We start from the raw sequence: 21,156 nt of genomic DNA on the forward strand, positions 1-21,156 counted from the left end.
TTCAGTCTTCCCGTTGTTCGTCCCGGTCGCGGCGGTCGCCGCCGAACCGGAACCAGTCCAGCCAGCTGTTTCGCTGGCAGCTCACGTGCTCGGGCGGCAGGTAGCCGGCCACGAAAGCATAGCGGCGCGCGCCCTCGCATTCCTCCTCGGTGGTGGCGTACGCCTCGCGGTCGACCCAGCCCCACTCCAGGCCCTGCATGCCCACGTCGAGCGGGGCGCTGGGCAGCTTGGTGAAGAGCGCCGACCACACCCGCATCGCGCCGGTGGAGCCGTACAGGCCCGTGGCCTCGTTGCGGTCGTTGCCCACCCACACCACGGCCAGGTGGTCGCCGGTGTAGCCCGCGAACCAGCTGTCGCGGCTGTCGTTGCTGGTGCCGGTCTTGCCGGCCGGGCGCAGCGCGCCCAGGCCGTCGGCCAGCAGCTGGCGGCCGGTGCCGCGCTGCACGGCGTCCTGCAGCGCCAGCGTGACCAGCCGCGAGGCGATCGCGTCGCCTTCCTGCGCCGGCGGCGAGCTGTGGTCGTAGCGGTTGAGCGCCTTGCCCTTCGCGTCGACCACGCCGCGCACGGCGCGAAGCGGCTGGATCTGCCCGCCCGCCGCGAGGAACTGGTAGACCTGCGCCATCGCGAACGGGCTGAGGTCCACCGAACCGAGGATGAGCGAGGGATTGGGCTGCGCGCGCAGGCCCGCCAGCACCTTGAGCAGCTCCGCCAGGCGCGCCGGCCCGACGTCCATGCCCACGCGCACCGTGGCCTGGTTGTAGGAGAACGCCAGCGCGTCGGCCAGGCTGACGCGGCCATGGCTGCGGCCATCGGAATTGTCGGGATTCCAGCGCTTGCCATTGGGCAGCACGATGTCCACCGGCGCGTCGTCCACCGGCGTGGCCAGCGACCAGCGGTCGGGCTGGGCCAGCGCCAGCAGGTAGACCAGCGGCTTGAGCAGGGAGCCGACCGGGCGCTGCGCCTCGAGCGCGCGGTTGAAGCCGGGCTGCGCGGTGTCGCGGTTGCCGACCATCGCCAGCACTTCGCCGCTGCGGGTGTCGGTGAGCACCAGGCCGGCCTGCAGCGCCGGGCCGTCCTTGCGCTGCACCTTGTCGAGGGTGCCGACCACGGCGCGCTCGCTGAGCACCTGGCCCGAGGGCGAGAGCGTGGTGAGCACCGACAGGCCGGCGCCGCGCAGCGCGTCGGCCGGGTAGTCGCGCGCCAGCTGGCGGCGCACCAGGTCCATGAAGGCCGGATGGCGGTTCGAAGCCACGCCCGGGCGCGCGCTGACGCCCAGGCCCGAGGCCATCGCCTGCTTCGCCTCATCGGCGCTGATCAGTCCGGTATCGCGCCACATCGCCAGCACCAGGTCGCGGCGCTTCTTCGCGGCGTCGGGGCGGCGGCGCGGGTCGTACAGCGACGGGCCCTGGATCATGCCCACCAGCAGGGCCATGTCCTGGGTGCGCAGCGTGGCCATGTCGCGGCCGAACCAGAACTCCGAGGCCGCGGCGATGCCGTGGATGGACTGGTTGCCGTGCTGGCCGAGGTAGACCTCGTTGAAATAGGCCTCGAGGATGCGCTGCTTGTCGTAGCGTGCCTCGATGATGATCGAGTACGCGGCTTCCTTGAGCTTGCGGCTCCAGGCCACTTCGCGGCTCAGGAACAGGTTGCGCACCAGCTGCTGGGTGAGCGTGCTCGCGCCCTGCTCGATCTCGCCCTCGCGGGCGTTCACCCAGGCCGCGCGCAGGATGCCCCAGGGGTCGATGCCGTGGTGGTGCTTGAAGTTGCGGTCCTCCACGGCCTGCAGGCCCGTGACCAGCAGCGAGGGTACGTCCTTGAGCTGCACAAGCCGGCGCTCTTCGGTGGCGTCGCCGTAGAGCGTGGCGATGCGCGCCGGGTCGATTCGCGCCGATTCCAGGCGCTTGCCGGCGCGGCGGTCGCTGACCGAGGCGAGCTTTCCACCCGACAGCACCACCTCGAGCCGCATGCCCGGCACCGGCCCGTCGAGGTCGGTGAAGTCGCGCGTGCCGATGCGGAAGGTGTTGCCCTCGCGCGACCAGGTGCCCGGCAGCTCGCCGCCGTCTTCGCGATAGCCGGCGGCGCCGAGCTCGAGCAGCAGCGTGTCGGCGTCCAGGCGCATGCCGGGCACCAGGGCCAGCGGCCGTGCGTACACGCGCGTGGGCACCTGCCAGACCAGGGCGTCGAACTCGGCCTGCACCCGCTTGTCGAGCACGTAGAACACCGGCACGCCCACGCCCACGGCCAGGCCGAGCACGAGCAGCAGGAACCGGAACAACCAGGTGCGCCAGCGGGGGCGGGCGTGGGCAGGCTCGGATTTTTTCGGGGAGGCGTTGCGCGGCACGGACGTGGATAATCCAAGGGTGCGGCGAGTCTAGCAGCCCGCCCTCGCCCTGCCCCAACCCGAGACTGAATACCGCCGCATGGATGCCTCTCCCCCCAAGGCCCCGGCCCGCAAACCTGCCTCGCCGGCGAGACTTTGGCTCGAGGCGCTGGACTGGCGCCGTCGCCGCTGGATCTCGCTGCTTCGGCGCGGCTGGGCGAGCCTGCGCGTGCGCGGCCTGGCCGGCACGCTGGCGCGACTGAGGCCACCGCCGCCGCCCGCGCCGCTGCGCCCGGTGCCGGCGCAGGCGGCCGTGCAGCCCGGCTCGCTGCGCCTGCCCTGCCCCGACGCCCCGCGTGCCTCCATCGTGGTGCCGGTGCACGGCCAGATCGCGCTCACCCTGGCCTGCCTGCAGTCGCTGGCCGCCAGCGGCGATGCCGCGTCCTTCGAGGTGATCGTCGTCGACGACGCCTCGCCGGACGACAGCGCCGCGCAGCTGGCCCGGGTCGAAGGCCTGCGCCTGCACCGCAATGGGCGCAACCTCGGCTTCATCGGCAGCGTCAACGCCGGCGCGGCGCTGGCGCGCGGCGAGTGCCTGGTGCTGCTCAACAACGACACCACCGTCGCGCCCGGCTGGCTCGACGCGCTGCTGCGCACCTTCGACGAGCACCCCGACACCGGCATCGCCGGCAGCCAGCTGGTGTACCCCGACGGGCGACTGCAGGAAGCCGGGGCAATCATCTTCCGCGACGGCCTGTGCTGGAACCACGGCCGCTTCGAACATCCCGACGATCCGCGCTTCCGGTTCGTGCGCGAAGTGGACTACGTCTCGGGCGCGGCGCTGGCCATCCCGCGGGCGCTGTTCGAACGGCTCGGTGGCCTCGACGCGCACTTCGCGCCGGCCTACTACGAAGACGCCGACCTGGGCATGCGCGTGCGCCGCGAAGGCCTGCGCGTGCGCTACCAGCCGGCCTCGGTGGTGGTGCACCACGAAGGCGCGAGCGCCGGCACCGACCCCACGGCGGGCATGAAGGCGCACCAGGCCATCAACCGCGAACGCTTCGTGGCGCGCTGGCGCGAGGTGCTCGAGCGCGAGCACCTGCCGCCCGGCGCCGGCGCCGACGCCGCCAGCGAACGCGGCCGCCGGCACCGCGTGCTGGTGCTCGACGCCTGCACGCCCACCCCCGAGCGCGACTCGGGCTCGGTGCGCATGCGCGCACTGCTGCAACTGCTGCGCGAGGAAGGCTGCCACGTGGCCTTCTTCAACGAGACCGGCAGCCACGACGGCGAGGCGACGCACGCGCTGCAGCAGCTGGGCGTGGAGTGCTGGCACGGCCCATGGCTGGGCGACGTGCCGCGCTGGCTGGCGCGCCACGGCGCCGCGCTCGACCTGGTCATCGCCAGCCGCCACACCATGCTCGAACCGCTGCTGCCGCTGCTGCGCTCGCGCGCGCCGAAGGCCACCCTGGTGTTCGACACGGTGGACCTGCACTTCCTGCGCGAACAGCGCGCGGCCGAACTGGCCGGCGACCGCGCCGGCCTGCGCGCCGCGGAACGCACGCGCCGGACGGAGCTGGCGCTGGTGCGGGCCAGCGACCGCACCTGGGTGGTGAGCGAGGCCGAGCGCGCGCTGCTGGCGACGCTGGCGCCTGGTGCGCACGTCGAGGTGGTGTCGAACATCCACGAACCGGCGGCGCCGGGCCCGGGTTTCGAAGCACGATCGGGCCTGCTGTTCGTCGGCGGCTTCCGGCATCCGCCGAACGTCGATGCGGTGCGCTGGCTGGCCGACGAGATCCTGCCGCGCGTGCGCGCCGCCGACCCGTCGATCGCGCTGCACGTGGTGGGCGGCGATGCACCGGCGGACATCACCGCGCTCGGCAGGCGCGACGGCATCACCGTCCACGGCCACGTGCCCGATCTCGGACCCCTGCTGCAGGCCTGCCGCGTCTCGGTGGCACCGCTGCGCTACGGCGCCGGCGTCAAGGGCAAGGTGAACCAGGCGCTGGCGCACGGCCTGCCGGTGGTGGCCACCGCCTGCGCCGTCGAGGGCATGCACCTGCGCGAGGGCGAGGACGTGCTGGTGGCCGACGACGCCGCGGCCTTCGCCAGGGCCGTGCTGCGCGCGCACGGGGATGCGGCGCTGTGGGCAAGACTGTCGGAGGGCGGTCTGGCGAACACGCGCCGGCACTTCTCGCCCGACGTGGTGCGGCCGGTGCTGCGCGCCCTCCTGGGTTCGCTGCCGCCGCGCTGATCAGCCGCCGGCGCTGCGCAGGCGCTCGGCGAAGGCTTCCAGCCGCGGATTGGCCGGGTCCACGCTGCGCGCGGCTTCCAGCGCACGCCGCGCCAGCGCGAATTCGCTGGCACCCAGGCGCTCTTCGGCGAAGGCCAGCCAGCGGTCGGCCAGGCGCCGGCGCTGCTCGGCCAGCGAGGCGCCGCCGCGCTCGCGCACGGCCATCGCGTCCAGGCAGGCCTGGGCCGCGCCAAGCCGGTTGCCGGCCAGTTCGTCCTCGAAGCAGGCGCGCGCGCGGCGGTCGTATTCGGCCTGGGCCTCGCGCAGCTGCGGGTGGTCGGGTGCGATGGCGGCGGCGCGGCGCAGGTGGTCCCAGGCGCTGGCGCCGGGCGGGTCGATCAGGTCGCCCGCGCGCATCGCCGCGCGCGCCTGCGCGATCGCGTCGTCGAAGGCGGCCGGGTCGGACGGCGTTTCGGGCAGGGCCGCGCGCGTGGCGTGGGCGCGCTCGAGCCGGCGCTCGGCGGCCTGCACCGCCGGCAGGTCCGGCGCCAGCGCGCGCGCGCGCGCCAGCGAGGCCTCGGAGGCCTCGAAGTCGAAATCGGCGGCCTCGCGGCTGGCGCGCAGGGCCAGCGCGGTGGCCGCATCCTCCAGCCCGCGGCGGGCCTCGGCGTCATCCGGGGACGCCGCCAGCAGGGCCTGGAAGGCCGTCGCCGCCGCTTCCGGGCGGCCATCGCGCAGGTCGGCCAGCGCGGCCTGCAGCGTGCGCTCGCGCGCCTGTTCGACGCCGGCGCGGACCTCGCCCAGGCGCGCCTGCACGGCCGGCAGGCCCAGGTGGCTGGGGTCGGCATCGACCACGCGGGCCACCAGCGCGATGGCCGCGGCGCTGTCGCCGGCATCGAGCGCGGCCTCGGCCTGCGCGAGCAGGCCGGCCAGGATGCTGCGCCGGCCCTCGAGCGCGATGGCGTTGTCGGGCTGGATGCGCAGTACCTCGAGATACAGCGCCAGCGCGCCACCGGGCACCTGTTCGATGCGACCGGCGGCCTGCGCGGTGCGGGCCTGCTGCAGGCGGCTGGCGATGTCGGCTTCCGCGCCCTGGCGCAGTGCGAGCTCGGCTTCGATCGGCTGCAGGTCCGACAGCGGCGCGGCCATCGAGCGCGCCAGCGCGACGCGCTCGCGCGCGCTGGCCAGGTCGCCGGCCTCGACCGCGGCGCGTGCCTGCACCAGCGCCGCCTCGCGCACGGCGACCAGGCCCGAACGCGCCGCCGGATGGTCGGGGTCGCGGGCGATCACCGACTGGAAGCGCTCGCGTGCGCCGCTGCCGTCGGCGTTGCTCAGCTCGCCGCGGGCCAGGGCCAGCTGGGCGGCCTCGATCTCGCGGTTGAGTTCGGAGTCGGGGATCAGGGCCTGGCTGATGGGCTCGCGCCACTGCAGCAGCACCAGCGCGGCGCCCGCCAGCAGCCCGAGCGCGAGGCCGGCGGCGAGCCAGCCCAGCCAGCCACGGCGGGGCGGCGGCGGCTCGGGCGCGCGCGGCGGCGGCGGGGCGCGCCGGGCGTCGCCGAGCTCGAGTTGGTCCATCGCGCCCAGAGACGGCGTCGCTTCCGCGCCGTTGTCACGCCTGCCGTTCATTGGCTGCCCTCATGCATGGCCAACAGCATACGCAGGAAGAATGAACCGCGTTCAGCCGAGGCGATGGGCCTCCTGCACGCCGGGGATGGCGTTGAGGCGGCCGAGCAGGTCGCTGAGCTGGCCGAAGTCGGCCACCCGCACCGCCAGCCGCAGCTCGGCCAGGGCGCGGTCGGGGTCCACCCGCGACTGCAGTCCCAGGATGTTCACGCCCAGCTGGGCGATGGCGTTGGTGAGGTCCTTGAGCAGCCACTTGCGGTCGAAGGCGCGCACCAGGATGTCGACCTCGTAATTGCCCGCCGGCCCGCCGCCCCATTCCACCGGCAGCATGCGGTCGGGCTGGCGCAGCAGCAGGCGCTGCAGGGCCGGGCAGCCGGCGCGATGGATGCTCACGCCGCGGCCGCGCGTGAGGTAGCCAACGATCGGGTCGCCCGGCACCGGCTGGCAGCAGCGGGCGATCTGGCTGAGCAGGTTGCCCACGCCCTCCACTTCGAATGGCGTCTTCCCGGGACGCGATGGCCGGCGGGCCACGAAGCCGGGCTCGGCCTCCGCGGCCGGCGCCTTCGCGGCCTGGGCGTGGTCGTGCAGGGCGCGGCTGACCTGGCTGGGGCCGAGGTCGCCCAGGGCCAGCGCCAGGTGCAGGTCGTCCACGGTGTCGAGCCGGAACTTCGCCAGCACCGGCGCCAGGTCGGCCTGCATCATCGCGACGCGGCGCAGTTCCTTTTCCAGCAGTTCCTTGCCGGCCTGCAGGTTGCGGGCGCGGTCGATCTTGTGGAACCAGGCACGCACCTTGTCGCGGGCGCGGCCGGTGGCCAGGAAGCCGTTGGCCGCCAGCAGCCAGTCGCGGCGCGGCTCGGCGGCCTTGGCGGTGAGGATCTCGACCTGGTCGCCGGTGGCCGGGCGGTGGTCGAGCGGCACGATGCGGCCGTTGACCTTGGCACCGCGGCAGCGGTGGCCCACCTCGGTGTGCACGGCGTAGGCGAAGTCGAGCACGGTGGCGCCGCGCGGCAGGTCCACCACCTCGCCGCGCGGCGTAAGCGCGTACACGCGGTCCTCCACCAGCTCGGTCGAGAAACCCTCGACCAGCGAGTCCTCGCGCTCCTCGCGGGCCTCGAGCAGCTGGCGCATCCAGGCCACCTTGCGCTCGAAGCTGGCGTCGGCGCCGCCGCCTTCCTTGTAGCGCCAGTGCGCGGCCACGCCGAGCTCGGCGTGCTCGTGCATCTCGCGGGTGCGGATCTGCACCTCCAGCGTGCGCCCGCCCGGCCCCACCACCGCGGTGTGCAGCGAGCGGTAGTCGTTGCCCTTGGGGTGGGCGATGTAGTCGTCGAACTCGCTGGGGATGGAGGGCCAGAGCTGGTGCACCACGCCCAGCACGGCGTAACAGGTGGGGATGTCGTCCACCAGCACGCGGATGGCGCGGATGTCGTAGAGCTCGCTGAAGGGCAGGCCCTTGCGCTGCATCTTCTTCCAGATGCTGTAGATGTGCTTGGGCCGGCCGGCCACGTCGGCGCCGCGGATGCCGGCCTCGGCCAGCGCGGCGCGGATGCGCGCCATGGCCTCGTCGATGAAACGCTCGCGGTCGCCGCGCTTTTCGTCGAGCAGGCGGGCGATGCGTTGGTAGGTGTCGAACTCCAGCCAGCGGAAGGCCAGGTCCTCGAGCTCCCACTTGAGCTGCCAGATGCCCAGGCGGTTGGCCAGCGGCGCGTGGATGTCGCGCGCCAGTTCGGCCAGGGCGCGACGCTCGTCGGCGGGCAGCTGCCCCGCGTCGCGCAGGCGCACGAGCTGGATGGCCAGCAACACCAGCACCGCGCGCAGGTCGCGCACCAGGGCCAGCAGCAGGCGGCGCAGGCCCTCGGCGCTGCCCTGGCGCTGGCGCTGGTGGTGAAGGTCGTCGACCTGGCCGGCGGCGGCCAGGCCCTCGAGCAGGCGCCCCACCCGGGGCGCGGCGGCCAGCGCCTGCGCCGGCAGGGCCTCGCGCAGGGCCGGCCACAGGTGCAGGGCCGCGGCGGCCTGCACTTCCGGGTCGGCGCGCAGCGGGCGCAGGGTTTCGAGCACCTTGCAGGCCATCGCCTCGCCGGGGCCGGCCGGCAGCGACCCGGCGGCGGTGGCCAGCGTTGCCAGCAGCGGCGCACCGGGTTCGTGGCCGGTCCCGGGGCGGGCCAGCAGCGGGGCCAGCCGTGCGGGAGGGGAGATGGGGGTGTTCAAGTGGCGCCTGCGTTGGCCGGGGAGTTAGACTGCCCCGCGATGGCTGGCAGTTCAACCAGTACGGACAAGACAATGCGCCAAAAGAAGTTCCTTCTCTCCTTCGCCCTCGCCGCCCTGGTGGCGGGTGCCGCCTCCGCCCAGCAGTTCTCTTCGCTCGAGGAGCGCATGACCGAGGCCGAGTTCAAGGCCGCGGGCCTGGACAAGCTCTCGCCGGAGGAACTGGCGCGCCTGAACGCCTTCGTCGCCGGCCAGAACGCCCAGGCCGCGCAGTCGGCCGGCGTGGTGCCGGGCGCGACCCCGGCGGCCGACACCCGCGGCTTCTACCAGCGCAGCGGCCCGCAGGGCGAGATCATCACCTCGATCACCGGCGAGTTCCGCGGCTGGTCCGGCGCCGGCACCCGCTTCGAGCTCGACAACGGCCAGATCTGGGAGACCACCGACTCCTCGACCCGCCTGGCGGTGAAGCTGACCAACCCCGAGGTCATCATCGAGCCGGGCGTTCTCGACTCGTGGTACCTGCGCGTGGCCGGCTACAACACCCGCGCCAAGGTCCGCCGCATCAAGTAAGCGACTGCAGCTGGCGCGCCAGCCGCTTGGCCGAAACCTGGCGGCGGGTGCCCAGTTCCTGCGCGAACAGCGACACGCGCAGTTCCTCCAGGTCCCAGCGCAGCGATTGCCAGGCCGGTTCGCCGGCCCGGCCGTCCTTGCGCGCCTGCACCAGCGCGTCGCTGAAGGGCTTGAGCTCGAGCATGCGCGCCTGGTCGCGCACCGGGTCGCGCAGGGCGCGTTCGGCGCGCAGCTGCAGCGCCTTCAGGTAACGCGGGTATTCGGCCAGCGCCTCGGGCGGCGTGGCGCGCAGGAAGCCCGGCGGCACCAGGCCCGCCAGCTGCGCCTGCAGGTCGTCGAGATTGCCGCGGGCCCAGCCCAGCAGCGGTGATTCGAGCCGCGGCTTGATCTCCGCCACCAGCCCCAGGATCTGCTCGGCCAGCTGCAGGCGCTGCATGGCCTCGGGGAACAGCCTCTTGCCCGCGTCCTGCACGCGCGCCTCGAACGCCGCCGGCGTGCGGACGTGGCCCAGCTCGCCTTCGGTGACCGCCGACAGCGCGGCCTCGGCCAGGTCGGCGCGCAGGTGTTCGTGCGCCGGGCCCTGCCCCGGCTGCTGCTGGAAACCTTCGATGGCGGCGTACAGCAGCGCCAGCTTGGGCGACACCGGCAGCTGCTTGCGGGCCTGGCGCAGCTTGTCGGCCAGGGCGATGTGCAGCAGGCGGCGCACGCCGGCCGCGTGCTCGCGCGCGGCCTCGGCGCGGTCGGCGAACACGCTCAGCGCCACCGACTCGCCCTGGTCGACCAGGGCCGGGAAGGCCGGCACGCCGGCGGCGCCCGGCACCTGTTCGGGAATGGCTGCGTCGGGGAAGCGCAGCAGGCCGTCGCGCGCCAGCTGTTCGCCGGCGCGTTCGGCGAAGGCGGCTTCGGCGCGCTCGCCGAAACGCGCGCGCAGGGCGGCGAGGTCGCGGCCCATCGCCAGCACGCGGCCATCGCGTTCGGCCAGGCGCAGGTTCATGCGCAGGTGCGGCTCGAGCGCGGCCTCGTCGAAGTCGAGCGCGGTCACGGGCACGCCGGTGGTCTTGCCCAGGAAGCGCGCCAGCGAACCGGGCAGTGCGTCGGCCTCCGGGCGCGGATGCGCCTCGACGAAGGCGCGGGCGAAGTCGGGCGCGGGCACGTAGTTGCGGCGCAGGGCCTTGGGCAGGCCGCGGATGAGCGCGGTGGCCTTCTCCTCCACCAGGCCGGGCACCAGCCAGCCCAGGCGCGAAGCGTCGAGCGCCATCAGCAGGTGCAGCGGCACGTCGAGGGTGACGCCGTCCTCGGCGTGGCCGGGCTCGAAGCGGTATTGCAGCGCCAGGCGCGCGTCGCCCAGGGCGAAGTACTTGGGGAAGCGCTCGGCCTCGCTGCCCTCGCCCGGCAGCAGCTCGGCCAGCGGCCATTCCATCGACTTCTTCTGCTCGGGCGCCAGCTTGCCGTACCAGCTGTCGAGGCCGGCGACGGAGTTGAGGTCGGGCGGCAGGCGGTCGAGGTACCAGCGCGCCTGCCAGTCCTCGTCGGCGACCAGGCCGGCGCGGCGCAGCTTGGCTTCTTCTTCGCGCGCCTTGTCGAGCGTGGCGAGGTTGCGCTTGAGGAAGGTGGCGCGGCAGTCCACTTCGCCCGGCACCAGGCCCTGTCGAACGAACAGCTCGCGCGCCTCGGCGGGGTACAGGCCGCCGTAGTGCACGGGTTTCTTGGGCGCCAGCACCAGGCCGAACAGGCTGATCAGCTCGCTGCCGATCACGCGGCCCTGGCTGCGCGACCAGTGCGGGTCGAAGTGCTTGCGCGCCAGCAGGTGCGGCAGCTCGGCGACGACCCAGTCGGGTTCTATCTTCGCGGCCATCAGGCCCCAGACCTTCTGGGTGTCGAGCAGCGTGGCCACCAGCACCCAGGGCGGCGGCTGTTTGGCCAGCGCGCTGCCGGGGAAAAGCTGGAACCTGCGCTGGCGCGGCGCGTCGTACAGGCCCTTCTCGGTGCGGTGGCCGATCTGCGTGGGCAGGCCCGCGATCAGCGCCCGGTGCAGGCTCCGGTACCGCGCAAGAAGGGGGTCAGGTTCACTTCTCCTGCCCGCGGGCCGGTCTTGCCGGGGATCGGACCACGAGAAGTGAACCTGACCCCCTTCTTGCCCGCCCCAGCCCATTTCCTCGCAGGCCAGCAGCAGCTGGCGGTGCAGCTCGCGCCACTCGCGCATGCGCAGGAAGGACAGGAAGCGCTTCTCGCACCAGGTGCGCAACTTGGACTGGGTCAGGTCCTCGTGGGCGACGCGGTAGGCCTCCCAGAGCTTGAGGATGCCGACGAACTCCGACTGCGGATCGGCGAACTCGGCGTGGGCGTTGTCGGCCTTCTCGCGCGCGTCGGAGGGACGCTCGCGCGGGTCCTGGATACCGAGGAAGCTGGCGACCACCAGCACTTCGGCCAGCACGCCGTGGCCGCGGGCGGCCACCAGCATGCGCGAGAGCTTGGGGTCCACCGGCAGGCGCGCCATCTCCCGGCCGATGGGCGTGAGGCGACGCTCGGCGTCCACCGCGCCGAGCTCGCCCAGGGTCTGCCAGCCGTCGGCGACGGCGCGCGGGTCGGGCGGGTCGATGAAGGGGAAGTCCTCGACGCGGCCCAGGCCGAGCGAGAGCATGCGCAGTATCACGCCGGCCAGCGAGGCGCGAAGGATTTCCGGGTCGGTGTAACGCGGCCGCGCGGCGAAGTCGTCCTCGCCGTAGAGGCGATAGCACACGCCGGCGGCGATTCGTCCGCAGCGGCCCTTGCGCTGGTCGGCGCTGGCCTGGCTGATGGGCTCGATGTGCAGGCGGTCGAGCTTGCCGCGCGGGCTGTAGCGCTTCACGCGCGCCAGGCCCGGGTCGATGACGTAGCGGATGCGCGGCACCGTGAGCGAAGTTTCCGCCACGTTGGTGGCCAGCACGATGCGCCGGCCCGGTCCGGGGTTGAACACCTTGTCCTGGTCGCGCACCGACAGCCGCGCGTACAGCGGGATCACCTCGGTGGCGCGGTACTTGCGGCGGTTGAGCGCCGCGTGCGCGTCGCGGATCTCGCGCTCGCCGGGCAGGAACACCAGGATGTCGCCCTGCGGGGCGAGGCGGGTGATCTCGTCGGCCGCGGCGACGATGGCTTCCGCCAGCGGCAGCTCTTCAGAAACGGGGTCAGGTTCACTTCTCCGGTGCGGTTGGCTGGTCCCCGAGGAATCAGGCCCGGATAAGTGAACCTGACCCCGTTTCTCCTCCCGCTGTCCCCGTCCAGGGGTGAAGTAGCGGACTTCGACGGGAAAGCCGCGGCCCTCGACGTTCACCACGGGGGCGTTGCCGAAGTGCTTCGCGAAGCGCTCGGTGTCGATGGTGGCCGAGGTGATGACCAGCTTGAGGTCGGGCCGGCGCGCCACCAGCTGCTTGAGATAGCCGAGCAGGAAGTCGATGTTGAGGCTGCGCTCGTGCGCTTCGTCGACGATGATCGTGTCGTACTTCGACAGCCAGCGGTCGGACTGGATTTCGGCCAGCAGGATGCCGTCGGTCATGAACTTGATGGCGGTGTCGTCGCCGACGTTCTCGGTGAAGCGCACCTGGTAGCCCACCGCGCCGCCCAGCGGCACCTGCAGCTCCTCGGCCACGCGCCGCGCCACCGCTCTCGCGGCGATGCGGCGCGGCTGGGTGCAGCCGATCAGGCCGGCCGCGCCGCGACCGGCGGCCAGGCACAGCTTGGGCAGCTGGGTGGTCTTGCCCGAACCGGTCTCGCCGGCCACGACCACCACCGGATGCTTGCGGATGAGCTCGACAAGCGTGTCGGCCTCGCGTGCCACCGGCAGTGCGTCGTCGAAGCTCGGCGTGGGCAGGCGCGCGGCGCGGGCCTCGCGGGCGGCTATCGACGCGGCCAGCGCGGTTTCGTAGGCCTCGCGCTTGCCTACGTGCCCCGGCGCCTTGCGAACGGCGTCGAGCAGCCGCAGCAGCCGCCCACGGTCGCGGCTGAGCACGGCGTCGGCGGGAAACGGGGTCGGGCGGGCCGTTGGATCGGACATATAACGCCATTCTAACGTCGGGGCGTATTCATCCGATGACTGCGGCCGCTGTTGTAGGATGGGAAACACAGTCAACGAGGAGTCCGAAATGGCATCGAAGACCAAGAAGCCCGCCCCCAAGGCCGACGGCGCCCCCAAGATCGACATCGGCATCTCCGACAAGGACCGCCGCAAGGTGGCCGACGAGCTTTCCGCCTTCCTGGCCGACAGCTACACGCTCTACCTCAAGACCCACCAGTTCCACTGGAACGTGACCGGGCCGATGTTCAACACCCTGCACAACATGTTCATGACCCAGTACACCGAGGAGTGGACGGCGCTGGACGAGATCGCCGAGCGCATCCGCGCCATCGGTTTCCTGGCGCCCGGCTCCTACGCCGAGTTCGTGCGGCTCTCGTCGATCAGGGAAGAGCAGTCGCCCGACGCGCTGGACTGGCGCGGCATGGTGCGCCAGCTGGTGACCGGCAACGAGGCCGTGTGCCGCACCGCGCGCAAGGTGATCAAGGTGGCGAACGCGGCCGGCGACGACCCTAGCGTCGACCTCGCCACCCAGCGCCTGCAGGTGCACGAGAAGAACGCCTGGATGCTGCGCTCGCTGCTCGAGTGAGCCTCAATTCGCGGCGAGCCGGTGTTCCAGCACCGGTTCGACCCGCGCGCTCAGCCGCAGGTCGTCCACGCTGATGATGGCGCGGCTGCCGAAATAGCTGCGCGGCCGGGCGATGTCCTCGCCGGTGGCCGCCAGCACCAGGGCCTGCACCCACTCGGTGCAGTACATCGCCCGCCCCTCGTCATCGAGGCGGAAGGCGGAATCGAAGGGAATGGAGCGCCATTGCGGCTGCGCCGACAGCCGCACGGCCTCGGCCGCCTGGGCCGGGCTGAGCCGCGGGCGCACCACGGCCACGCCGTGGGCACCCACCAGGAAATCCTCCAGCCGGTCCGAGCGCACGCCGCCGACGCCGGTGCGCTCGTCGGCCTCGGTGTGCACCACATGCCAGCCGTCGGCCTCGCGCACCAGGACGCCGACGTGGCTGAAGAAGCCTTCGCCGCCGGAAGCGCCGGCGAAGTAGCCGCTCCAGCGACCATCGCCGCGGCGGAACACCAGGTCGGCCTCGCGCAACTGCGGGACCATGCGCGCCAGCGGCATCGCCTCGAGCAAGGCCAGCGGCGAAAGCACGGCAGGCGCTGGCGCGCGCGAGGCCGCCGGGCCGGCGACGAGCGTCACCAGCAAGGCGGCCGCGGCGAGCCCCGACAGGCGCATGGGCTTACTTGTTGAGGTTGAAGTCCAGCTTCCACTCGCCGTCTTCGAGGATGAGCGTGTCGGTCTCTTCCTTGCCTTCCGGGTTGGTGTAGCGGACGGTGGCGCGGTCGCCGTCGATCTTGGTCTCGAGGATCTCGATCGGCTTGGCGTTTTCGCACTCGGCCTTGATCTGGGTCTTCATCTGCTCGGCCTTCTCGGGCTCGGCCATGATGGCGGAGATCATGCCGACGGCCGGCTGCGACTTGGCGCTGACGTACTTGGACATCACCGACGGATCGCCCGTCTCGCAGACCTCGGCCTGCATCTTGATGATGGTGTCGCCCGGCTGCTTGCCGGAGCAGGCGGCCAGCGCCAGCACGGCGGCCGCGACCAGGGGGATACGGAGCTTGTTCATGTCGGTCCTTTCTCGTTGTGGACGGGGCGGGCTCGCAACCCCGGCTGCGAGTGTAACCAACGTGAAGACCGGCGTCCCGCGGCCCCGCCCGGCAGGCAGGCAGGGCGTGGCTCACATGACGACGACCAGCTTCCACTTGCCGTCGCGCCGGACCAGTTCATCCTCGCCCTCTTCGCCATTGGCCTGGAGGAATCGAACGGTGGCCTTGTCGCCCTGGATGTCGACGCTCCGGAACTCGACAGCACGGCTCGCGGCGCAGTCGGCGCGCGCGTCGGCCTTGATCTGCTCCCACTGGTCCGGATCCACCTCGATGAGAATCGCGACGTTCGAGTCGAACTCGTCAAACAACGCCGGATCGGCCATGTAGGGGCGCGCGTCCCGCGGGTCGCCGGATTCGCAGAGCGCGGCGAACGCCACCTGGACCGTCTCCTCCGGTGTCTTCCCCGACCACCCCGCAAGCAGCAGCACCATGGGCAGGATCAGCACCAGCTTGAGCGTCTTCATAGGCAACCTCTTGGCAGGATGATCGGGCCCGGACCCGCCCGAAGCCCCGCGCCCGAGTCTAGCGCGATCCCATGGCCGCAGGCCGGGAGGATTTCCCACTCCATCCGGGGTGGACATCCCTGCCCCCGGACCCGCCTGGCGCCGGTAAAATGCGCCGATGAGCTCCCCCGCCCTCGACCTCCTGCGCCGCGTCTTCGGCCATGCCGACTTCCGCGGCGAGCAGGCCGCCGTGGTCGAGCAACTGGTGGCCGGCGGCGACTGCCTGGTGCTGATGCCCACCGGCGCCGGCAAGTCGCTGTGTTACCAGGTGCCGGCGCTGCTGCGCGAGGGCACCGGCATCGTCATCTCGCCGCTGATCGCGCTGATGCAGGACCAGGTCGAAGCCCTGCGCCAGCTGGGCGTGCGCGCGGCCTGCCTGAACTCGGCGCTGGCCGGCGACGAAGCCGCGCGGGTGGAGGCCCAGCTGCTGGCCGGCGAACTCGACCTGCTCTACGTGGCGCCCGAGCGCCTGCTCACCGACCGGTTCCTGTCGCTGCTCGACCGCATCCACGTGGCCCTGTTCGCCATCGACGAGGCGCACTGCGTCTCGCAGTGGGGCCACGATTTCCGCCCGGAGTACCGCCAGCTCGACGTGCTGCACGCGCGCTGGCCGGCGGTGCCGCGCATCGCCCTCACCGCCACCGCCGACCACCCCACGCGCCGCGAGATCGCCGAGCGCCTGGGCCTGCAGGACGCGCCCTGGTTCGTCACCTCCTTCGACCGCCCCAACATCCGCTATCGGGTGGTGCTCAAGGACGATGCGCGCCGCCAGCTGCTCGATTTCCTCGAGGACCACCGCGGCCAGGCCGGCATCGTCTACTGCCTTTCGCGCCGCAAGGTCGAGGAAACCGCCGAATTCCTCGCCTCGCGCGGCATCGAGGCCCTGCCCTACCACGCCGGCCTTGACGCGGCCACGCGCGCGGCCAACCAGCGCCGCTTCATCCGCGGCGAAGGCGTGGTGATGTGCGCCACCATCGCTTTCGGCATGGGCATCGACAAGCCCGACGTGCGCTTCGTGGCGCACCTGGACCTGCCCAAGTCGGTCGAGGGCTACTACCAGGAAACCGGCCGCGCCGGCCGCGACGGCGACCCGGCCGAGGCCTGGCTCTGCTACGGCCTGGGCGACGTGGTGACCCTGGGCCAGATGATCGCCCAGTCGGGCGCGGGCGAAGAGCGCCAGTGGCTGGAGCGGCGCAAGCTCGACGCGCTGCTGGGCTACTGCGAGTCGACCCGCTGCCGGCGCCAGCTGCTGCTGGGCGCCTTCGGCGAGCAGCACCCGGGCGGCTGCGGCAACTGCGACAACTGCCTCGACCCGCCGCGCACCTGGGACGGCACCGTGGCGGCGCAGAAGGCGCTCAGCTGCGTTTACCGCACCGGCCAGCGCTTCGGCGTCACCCACCTGGTGGACGTGCTGCGTGGCGCCGACACCGACCGCATCCGCCAGCTGGGCCACGACCAGCTGAGCACCTACGGCATCGGCACCGAACTCGACGCGCGCCAGTGGAAGGGCGTGTTCCGACAGCTGGTGGCGATGGGCCTGCTGGAAGTGGACCTCGAGGGCCACGGCAGCCTGCGCCTGACCGCCGACAGCCGGGCGGTGCTGCGCGGCGAAAAGCCCGTGGCCCTGCGCGAGGAGGTGGTGCGCCGGCGCGAACGCGGCCGCGGCCGCGGCGCGGCGCCGGGCAGTGGCGCCAGTACGGCACCGACGCCCGCCGTGCCCCTGTCGGCCGACGACCTGCCGGTGTTCGAAGCCCTGCGCCAGCTGCGCTCCGAGCTGGCGCGCGAACTCTCGCTGCCGCCTTACATGATCTTCCATGACGCCACCCTGCGCGCCATCGCCGAGCAGCGCCCGGCCAGCCTCGACGCCCTCGCCCGCGTCGGCGGCGTCGGCGCGGCCAAGCTCGAGCGCTACGGCGAGCAGGTGCTGGCCGTGCTCCGCGACGTCGAGACGGCCTGAACGGCCAGTCCGGGGACAGGTGCAATTTCCGCAGGAAATTGCACCTGTCCCCTAAACTATGGCCCTCCCACACCAGCCAGCCTCCCCATGCCCCGCCACGCCCTGCTCGCCGCCACCCTGCTGGCCCTCGCGCCCTTCGCCCACGCCGGCTGCGGCGACGACGACCGCCTCCTGCTGCGCTCGGACAACGACGTCTACGGCCAGGCCGGCCAGGACGAGAATTATTCGGCCGGCGCCTACATCGCCTGGGTGTCGCCCACCGTGGTGGGCGACGGCGAGTGCCTGCCGGGTGGCGTGGCCTGGCTCGACCGCGCCACCCGCTGGTTGCGCTGGGGCAGCGGCAGCGAGCGCAACCTGCTGCTCGACTACCACCATTCCATCTACACCCCGCGCGATGGCCAGCGCGTCGACATCGACCCGGACGACCGCCCGTACGCCGCGACCATGCTCTTCGGCGTGGGCCAGCAGGTGCGCGACGGCGACCGCCTGGCGGTGACGCGCCTGCAGCTGGGCCTGATCGGCCCCTCGGCCCAGGGCGAGATGGCGCAGGACGCGCTGCACCACCTGTTCGGCCGCGAGCGCTTCAAGGGCTGGGACAACCAGATCGATGACCTGCCCCTGGTGCAGCTCTCGCACGACCGGCTCTGGCGCCGGGCGGCGCGGGCCAGCGTGCTAGGCCTGGAGTCGGACCGCATCCATTACCTCGGCGCCAGCGCGGGCAATGCCCGCGTGGACGCACGCGCCGGCGTGGAGTGGCGCTGGGGCATCGACCTGGCCGACGATTTCGGCTCCAACCCGATGCGCGCGGCCGGCGACGGCCTGGCCCCGGGCGCGGAGGCAGACGCCGACGAAGAGTGGGACTGGCATGTGTTCGCCAGCCTCGAGGCCCGCGGCGTCGCGCACGACATCACGCTCGACGGCCATGGCGACAGCCATTCGGTGCAGCGCAAGGAATTCGTCGCGGAAGCCGGCCTCGGCGTGGTGCTCACCCACGGCCCCTGGCGCCTGGCCTACGGCCACTACCGCCGCAGCCGCGAGTTCGACGGCCAGCCCGCGGCGCCGGTGTACGGCAGCTTCACCGTCTCGCTCGATCTGTAACGAAAAGGGGCAGGTGCCATTTCCTTCGGAAATGGCACCTGCCCCCGCGTCGGGTTGGTGGGCCGTGTTGGATTCGAACCAACGACCAACTAGTTAAAAGCCAGCTGCTCTACCGACTGAGCTAACGGCCCACCTGAAAACCAAGGGCACAAGTTTAACGCATCAACCGCGCGGCGCGTAGCGCGTGGGGTCGGGCAGCCCGGCGGCAGCGAAACCCTCGGCGCGCAGGCGGCAGGCGTCGCAGCGCCCGCAGGCGCGGCCCTGCCCGTCGGCCTGGTAGCACGAAACGGTGCGCGCGAAATCCACGCCCAGGCGCGCGCCTTCGCGGGCGATGTCGGCCTTGGACATGCGCAGCAGCGGCGCATGCACCTTCAGGCCGTGGCCTTCCACGCCGGCCTTGGTGGCGACGTTGGCCAGGCGCTCGAAGGCTTCGATGAATTCGGGGCGGCAATCGGGATAGCCGCTGTAGTCCACGGCATTGACGCCGCAGAACAGGTCGTCGGCGCCCAGCACCTCGGCCCAGCCCAGCGCGATCGACAGCATGATGGTGTTGCGCGCCGGCACGTAGGTGACCGGGATGCCCTCGCCGCCCGCCTCCGGCACGTCGATGTCGGCGGTCAGCGCCGAGCCACCGATGCTGCGCAGGTCCACGTTGACGACCTTGTGCACCGCGCCGACGGACTGGGCCAGCTCGGCCGCCGCGGCCAGCTCGGACGTATGCCGCTGGCCGTAGGCCACGCTCAGCGCGTGGCAGTCAAAGCCCTGCTCGCGGGCAATGGCCAACACCACCGCCGAGTCCATCCCCCCGGAAACAAGCACCACTGCCTTCTTCATCGACGCATCCCTCAGCGGCCCGGCTGGTCGCCCCAGAGCACTTTGTGGAGTTGGAGCTGGAAGCGCACGGGCAGTCTGTCGGCGAGCAGCCATTCGGCCAGTTGGGCGGGCGACTGCTGGCCCTGGCTGGGCGAGAACAGCACCTCGCAGCGCGAGTCCAGCGCGTGTTCGGCCACCATCGACTTCGCCCACTCGTAGTCGGCGCGGTCGCAGATGACGAACTTCACCTGGTCGCGCGGCGTGAGCAGTGCGATGTTCCCGAGCCGGTTGCGGTGCATCTCCTTCGAGCCCGGCGTCTTGAGGTCGACCACGCGGCTCACGCGCGGATCGACGCCGGCGATATCGAGTGCGCCGGAGGTTTCCAGCGACACCTCGTAACCGGCGTCACAAAGCTTCTCGAGCAGGGCCAGGCAACGCTTCTGCGCCAGCGGCTCGCCGCCGGTGACGCAGACGTGGCGGGCGCCGTGTTTGCCGACCTCGGCCAGGATGGCATCGAGGTCCCACCACTCGCCGCCGTGGAAGGCGTAGGCGGTGTCGCAGTACTGGCAGCGCAGCGGGCAGCCAGTGAGGCGCACGAACACAGTCGGCCAGCCGACCGAGCGCGACTCGCCCTGCACGGACAGGAAGATTTCGGTCAGGCGCAGGCGCTCGGCGGCCGGGGTGTCCATGGCGGGGTTCCGGCACGCGGCCGGGATCAGCGGTTTTCGAGCGCGAGCGTGCGCAGGCGGGCTTCGGCCTTGGCGGCCGAGTCGGTGCCCGGGAAGCGCACCGGCACTTCGCGCAGGCTGGCCTCGCCAGCGGCACGCTGGCCCAGGGCGAGCTGGCAGTAGCCAAGCTTGAGCAGGGCGTCGCCTTCCTTGCGCGAACCCGGGTGCTGGGCCAGCAGGGCCTGGAAGGCCTCGACGGCGAGCTCGTAGTTCTGGGTGACGTAGTAGCTCTCGCCCAGCCAGTACCAGGCATTGGGCACCAGGCTGCTCTGCGGGTAGTCGCGGATGAAGTCCTGGAACAGGCGGGCCGAGCGGTCGGCCTCGAAGTCGTTGATCAGCAGGTCCAGCGCCGCCTGGTAGGCGGCCTGTTCACCGGCCGGATCGGCCGTTGCCGCGGCGGTGGCCGGGGCCGGCGGGTTCGCGGCGGCGGCGGCGGGAGCCGGCGCGGCAGCAGGGGATTGGGAAGCAGCCGGAGCGGACGGGGCCGAGGCCACGGGCTCGCCGCCCTCGAGGCGGGCGAGTCGGCCGTCGATGTCCACGTACTGGTCGCGGTTGCGCTGGCGGAGCTGCTCGAGCTCGTAGGTCAGGGTTTCGACCTGGTTGCGCAGCGACTGCACTTCGGACTGCAGCTGGGTGACGCGGTTTTGCATCTCGAGGTTGGCCTGCCCCGCCGACTGGTTGTCGACGTTGGCCTTGTTCTCGAGCAGGGTGACGCGCTCGGCCAGGCTCAGGCGCTGGCCAAAAGCCGGGGTGGCCGCCACGAGGGCGGCCACCACGGTCACAACGCAAAGGATGCGCTGACGTCCCATCGCCGATTACTTGGCGGTGTAGACGATTTCGACGCGGCGGTTGCGCTGCCAGCACGACTCGGCCGAGTCGGTGCAGACCGGACGCTCTTCGCCGTAGGACACGACGGTGATCTGGCCAGCCGAACCACCCGCACCCTGCAGGGCGCCGGAGACGGCGTTGCCGCGGCGCTCGCCGAGGCCCAGGTTGTACTCACGGGTACCGCGCTCGTCGGCATTGCCCTCGAGGGTCATGCGCGACTCCGGACGGTCCGACAGGTACTTGGCGTGGCAGGCCATGATGGCCTGGAACTCCGGACGCAGGGTGTCCTGGTCGAAGTCGAAGTACACGGTGCGCTGGCGCAGGCACGCGTCGGTGTCCAGGTCGGCCGGGGTGTAACGGCCGTCGGAGGCCGGGGCCGTGGTGACCGGGGCGGTGGTGACGGTGTCGACCTCTTCCTTCACCTTCTTCGAGCAGGCGGCGAGGGCGACGACGATGGAAGCGGCGAGCAGCACGCGGGTGGTGGTGTTCATGGCTTGAGCCTCTTTTGGGGTTTTCGGATGCAGTGGTGTTGCTGATTATTTTGGCTAACGGCCCGTCCTGC

Annotated in this window: 15 protein-coding genes, 1 tRNA gene and 1 pseudogene; 5 read left to right on the forward strand and 12 right to left on the reverse strand. The window is 72.2% G+C overall.

All coding sequences use genetic code 11. The annotated features are described in order from the left end of the window. Position 1: 1 nt before the first annotated feature. Positions 2-2,275, reverse strand: coding sequence for a penicillin-binding protein 1B (gene mrcB, locus ABS41_RS07870; RefSeq protein ID WP_290592643.1), 2,274 nt, complete (start codon positions 2,273-2,275; stop codon positions 2-4). Positions 2,276-2,420: 145 nt separating this feature from the next. Between mrcB and ABS41_RS07875 the strand changes: the two genes are divergently transcribed. Beyond that, the gene (locus ABS41_RS07875; RefSeq protein WP_290592645.1) at positions 2,421-4,571 is read left to right on the forward strand and encodes a glycosyltransferase; all 2,151 of its coding nucleotides are present in this window, start codon (positions 2,421-2,423) and stop codon (positions 4,569-4,571) included. Here the strand turns inward: ABS41_RS07875 and ABS41_RS07880 are convergent, their stop codons facing one another. Together ABS41_RS07880 and ABS41_RS07885 are read right to left on the reverse strand one after the other, a co-directional pair. Further along, the gene (locus tag ABS41_RS07880; protein ID WP_290592647.1) at positions 4,572-6,176 is read right to left on the reverse strand and encodes a hypothetical protein; all 1,605 of its coding nucleotides are present in this window, start codon (positions 6,174-6,176) and stop codon (positions 4,572-4,574) included. 51 nt (positions 6,177-6,227) lie between these two features. Beyond that, complete coding sequence (locus tag ABS41_RS07885; protein WP_290592649.1) at positions 6,228-8,378, reverse strand: bifunctional (p)ppGpp synthetase/guanosine-3',5'-bis(diphosphate) 3'-pyrophosphohydrolase; 2,151 nt, start codon at positions 8,376-8,378, stop codon at positions 6,228-6,230. Between the two features lie 72 nt (positions 8,379-8,450). Here ABS41_RS07885 and ABS41_RS07890 point away from each other — a divergent pair, with 72 nt between their 5' ends. After that, the gene (locus ABS41_RS07890) at positions 8,451-8,945 is read left to right on the forward strand and encodes a hypothetical protein (protein WP_290592651.1); all 495 of its coding nucleotides are present in this window, start codon (positions 8,451-8,453) and stop codon (positions 8,943-8,945) included. Here ABS41_RS07890 and hrpA read toward each other — a convergent pair. Next, the gene (gene hrpA / locus ABS41_RS07895) at positions 8,938-12,975 is read right to left on the reverse strand and encodes an ATP-dependent RNA helicase HrpA (RefSeq protein ID WP_290592653.1); all 4,038 of its coding nucleotides are present in this window, start codon (positions 12,973-12,975) and stop codon (positions 8,938-8,940) included. The genes ABS41_RS07890 and hrpA overlap by 8 nt on opposite strands. Positions 12,976-13,105: 130 nt before the next feature. Between hrpA and ABS41_RS07900 the strand changes: the two are divergent. Next, a pseudogene (locus ABS41_RS07900) lies at positions 13,106-13,582 on the forward strand (Dps family protein); the annotation flags it as partial. Between the two features lie 3 nt (positions 13,583-13,585). Here the strand turns inward: ABS41_RS07900 and ABS41_RS07905 are convergent. The 3 genes from ABS41_RS07905 to ABS41_RS07915 all read right to left on the reverse strand — a co-directional run bounded on the left by ABS41_RS07905 (position 13,586) and on the right by ABS41_RS07915 (position 15,131). Further along, the gene (locus ABS41_RS07905) at positions 13,586-14,233 is read right to left on the reverse strand and encodes a YiiX/YebB-like N1pC/P60 family cysteine hydrolase (RefSeq protein ID WP_290592657.1); all 648 of its coding nucleotides are present in this window, start codon (positions 14,231-14,233) and stop codon (positions 13,586-13,588) included. Positions 14,234-14,237: 4 nt separating this feature from the next. After that, positions 14,238-14,627 (reverse strand): DUF4878 domain-containing protein, encoded by a 390-nt coding sequence (locus ABS41_RS07910; RefSeq protein WP_290592659.1) that lies wholly within the window; start codon positions 14,625-14,627, stop codon positions 14,238-14,240. A 111-nt stretch (positions 14,628-14,738) separates the two neighbouring features. Further along, the gene (locus tag ABS41_RS07915) at positions 14,739-15,131 is read right to left on the reverse strand and encodes a hypothetical protein (RefSeq protein WP_290592661.1); all 393 of its coding nucleotides are present in this window, start codon (positions 15,129-15,131) and stop codon (positions 14,739-14,741) included. 157 nt (positions 15,132-15,288) lie between these two features. On the opposite strand from ABS41_RS07915, the gene recQ reads away from it, so the two are divergent. Both recQ and ABS41_RS07925 read left to right on the forward strand, forming a co-directional pair. Then, positions 15,289-17,127, forward strand: coding sequence for a DNA helicase RecQ (gene recQ, locus ABS41_RS07920; protein WP_290592663.1), 1,839 nt, complete (start codon positions 15,289-15,291; stop codon positions 17,125-17,127). An 87-nt stretch (positions 17,128-17,214) separates the two neighbouring features. Continuing rightward, positions 17,215-18,225, forward strand: coding sequence for a lipid A deacylase LpxR family protein (locus tag ABS41_RS07925; RefSeq protein ID WP_290592664.1), 1,011 nt, complete (start codon positions 17,215-17,217; stop codon positions 18,223-18,225). 55 nt (positions 18,226-18,280) lie between these two features. Here the strand turns inward: ABS41_RS07925 and ABS41_RS07930 are convergent. The 5 genes from ABS41_RS07930 to pal all read right to left on the reverse strand — a co-directional run bounded on the left by ABS41_RS07930 (position 18,281) and on the right by pal (position 21,085). Further along, positions 18,281-18,356, reverse strand: a tRNA-Lys gene (locus tag ABS41_RS07930). Between the two features lie 31 nt (positions 18,357-18,387). Further along, complete coding sequence (gene queC / locus ABS41_RS07935; protein WP_290592665.1) at positions 18,388-19,059, reverse strand: 7-cyano-7-deazaguanine synthase QueC; 672 nt, start codon at positions 19,057-19,059, stop codon at positions 18,388-18,390. 11 nt (positions 19,060-19,070) lie between these two features. Continuing rightward, complete coding sequence (gene queE, locus ABS41_RS07940; protein ID WP_290592666.1) at positions 19,071-19,727, reverse strand: 7-carboxy-7-deazaguanine synthase QueE; 657 nt, start codon at positions 19,725-19,727, stop codon at positions 19,071-19,073. Positions 19,728-19,753: 26 nt separating this feature from the next. Then, positions 19,754-20,575 (reverse strand): tol-pal system protein YbgF, encoded by an 822-nt coding sequence (gene ybgF / locus ABS41_RS07945; protein WP_290592668.1) that lies wholly within the window; start codon positions 20,573-20,575, stop codon positions 19,754-19,756. 6 nt (positions 20,576-20,581) lie between these two features. Beyond that, positions 20,582-21,085, reverse strand: a complete 504-nt coding sequence (pal, locus tag ABS41_RS07950; RefSeq protein WP_290592669.1) for a peptidoglycan-associated lipoprotein Pal — start codon at positions 21,083-21,085, stop codon at positions 20,582-20,584. Positions 21,086-21,156 lie beyond the last annotated feature (71 nt).

The organism is Arenimonas sp. SCN 70-307 (assembly GCF_001724815.1).
Taxonomy (GTDB): Bacteria; Pseudomonadota; Gammaproteobacteria; order Xanthomonadales; family Xanthomonadaceae; genus Arenimonas.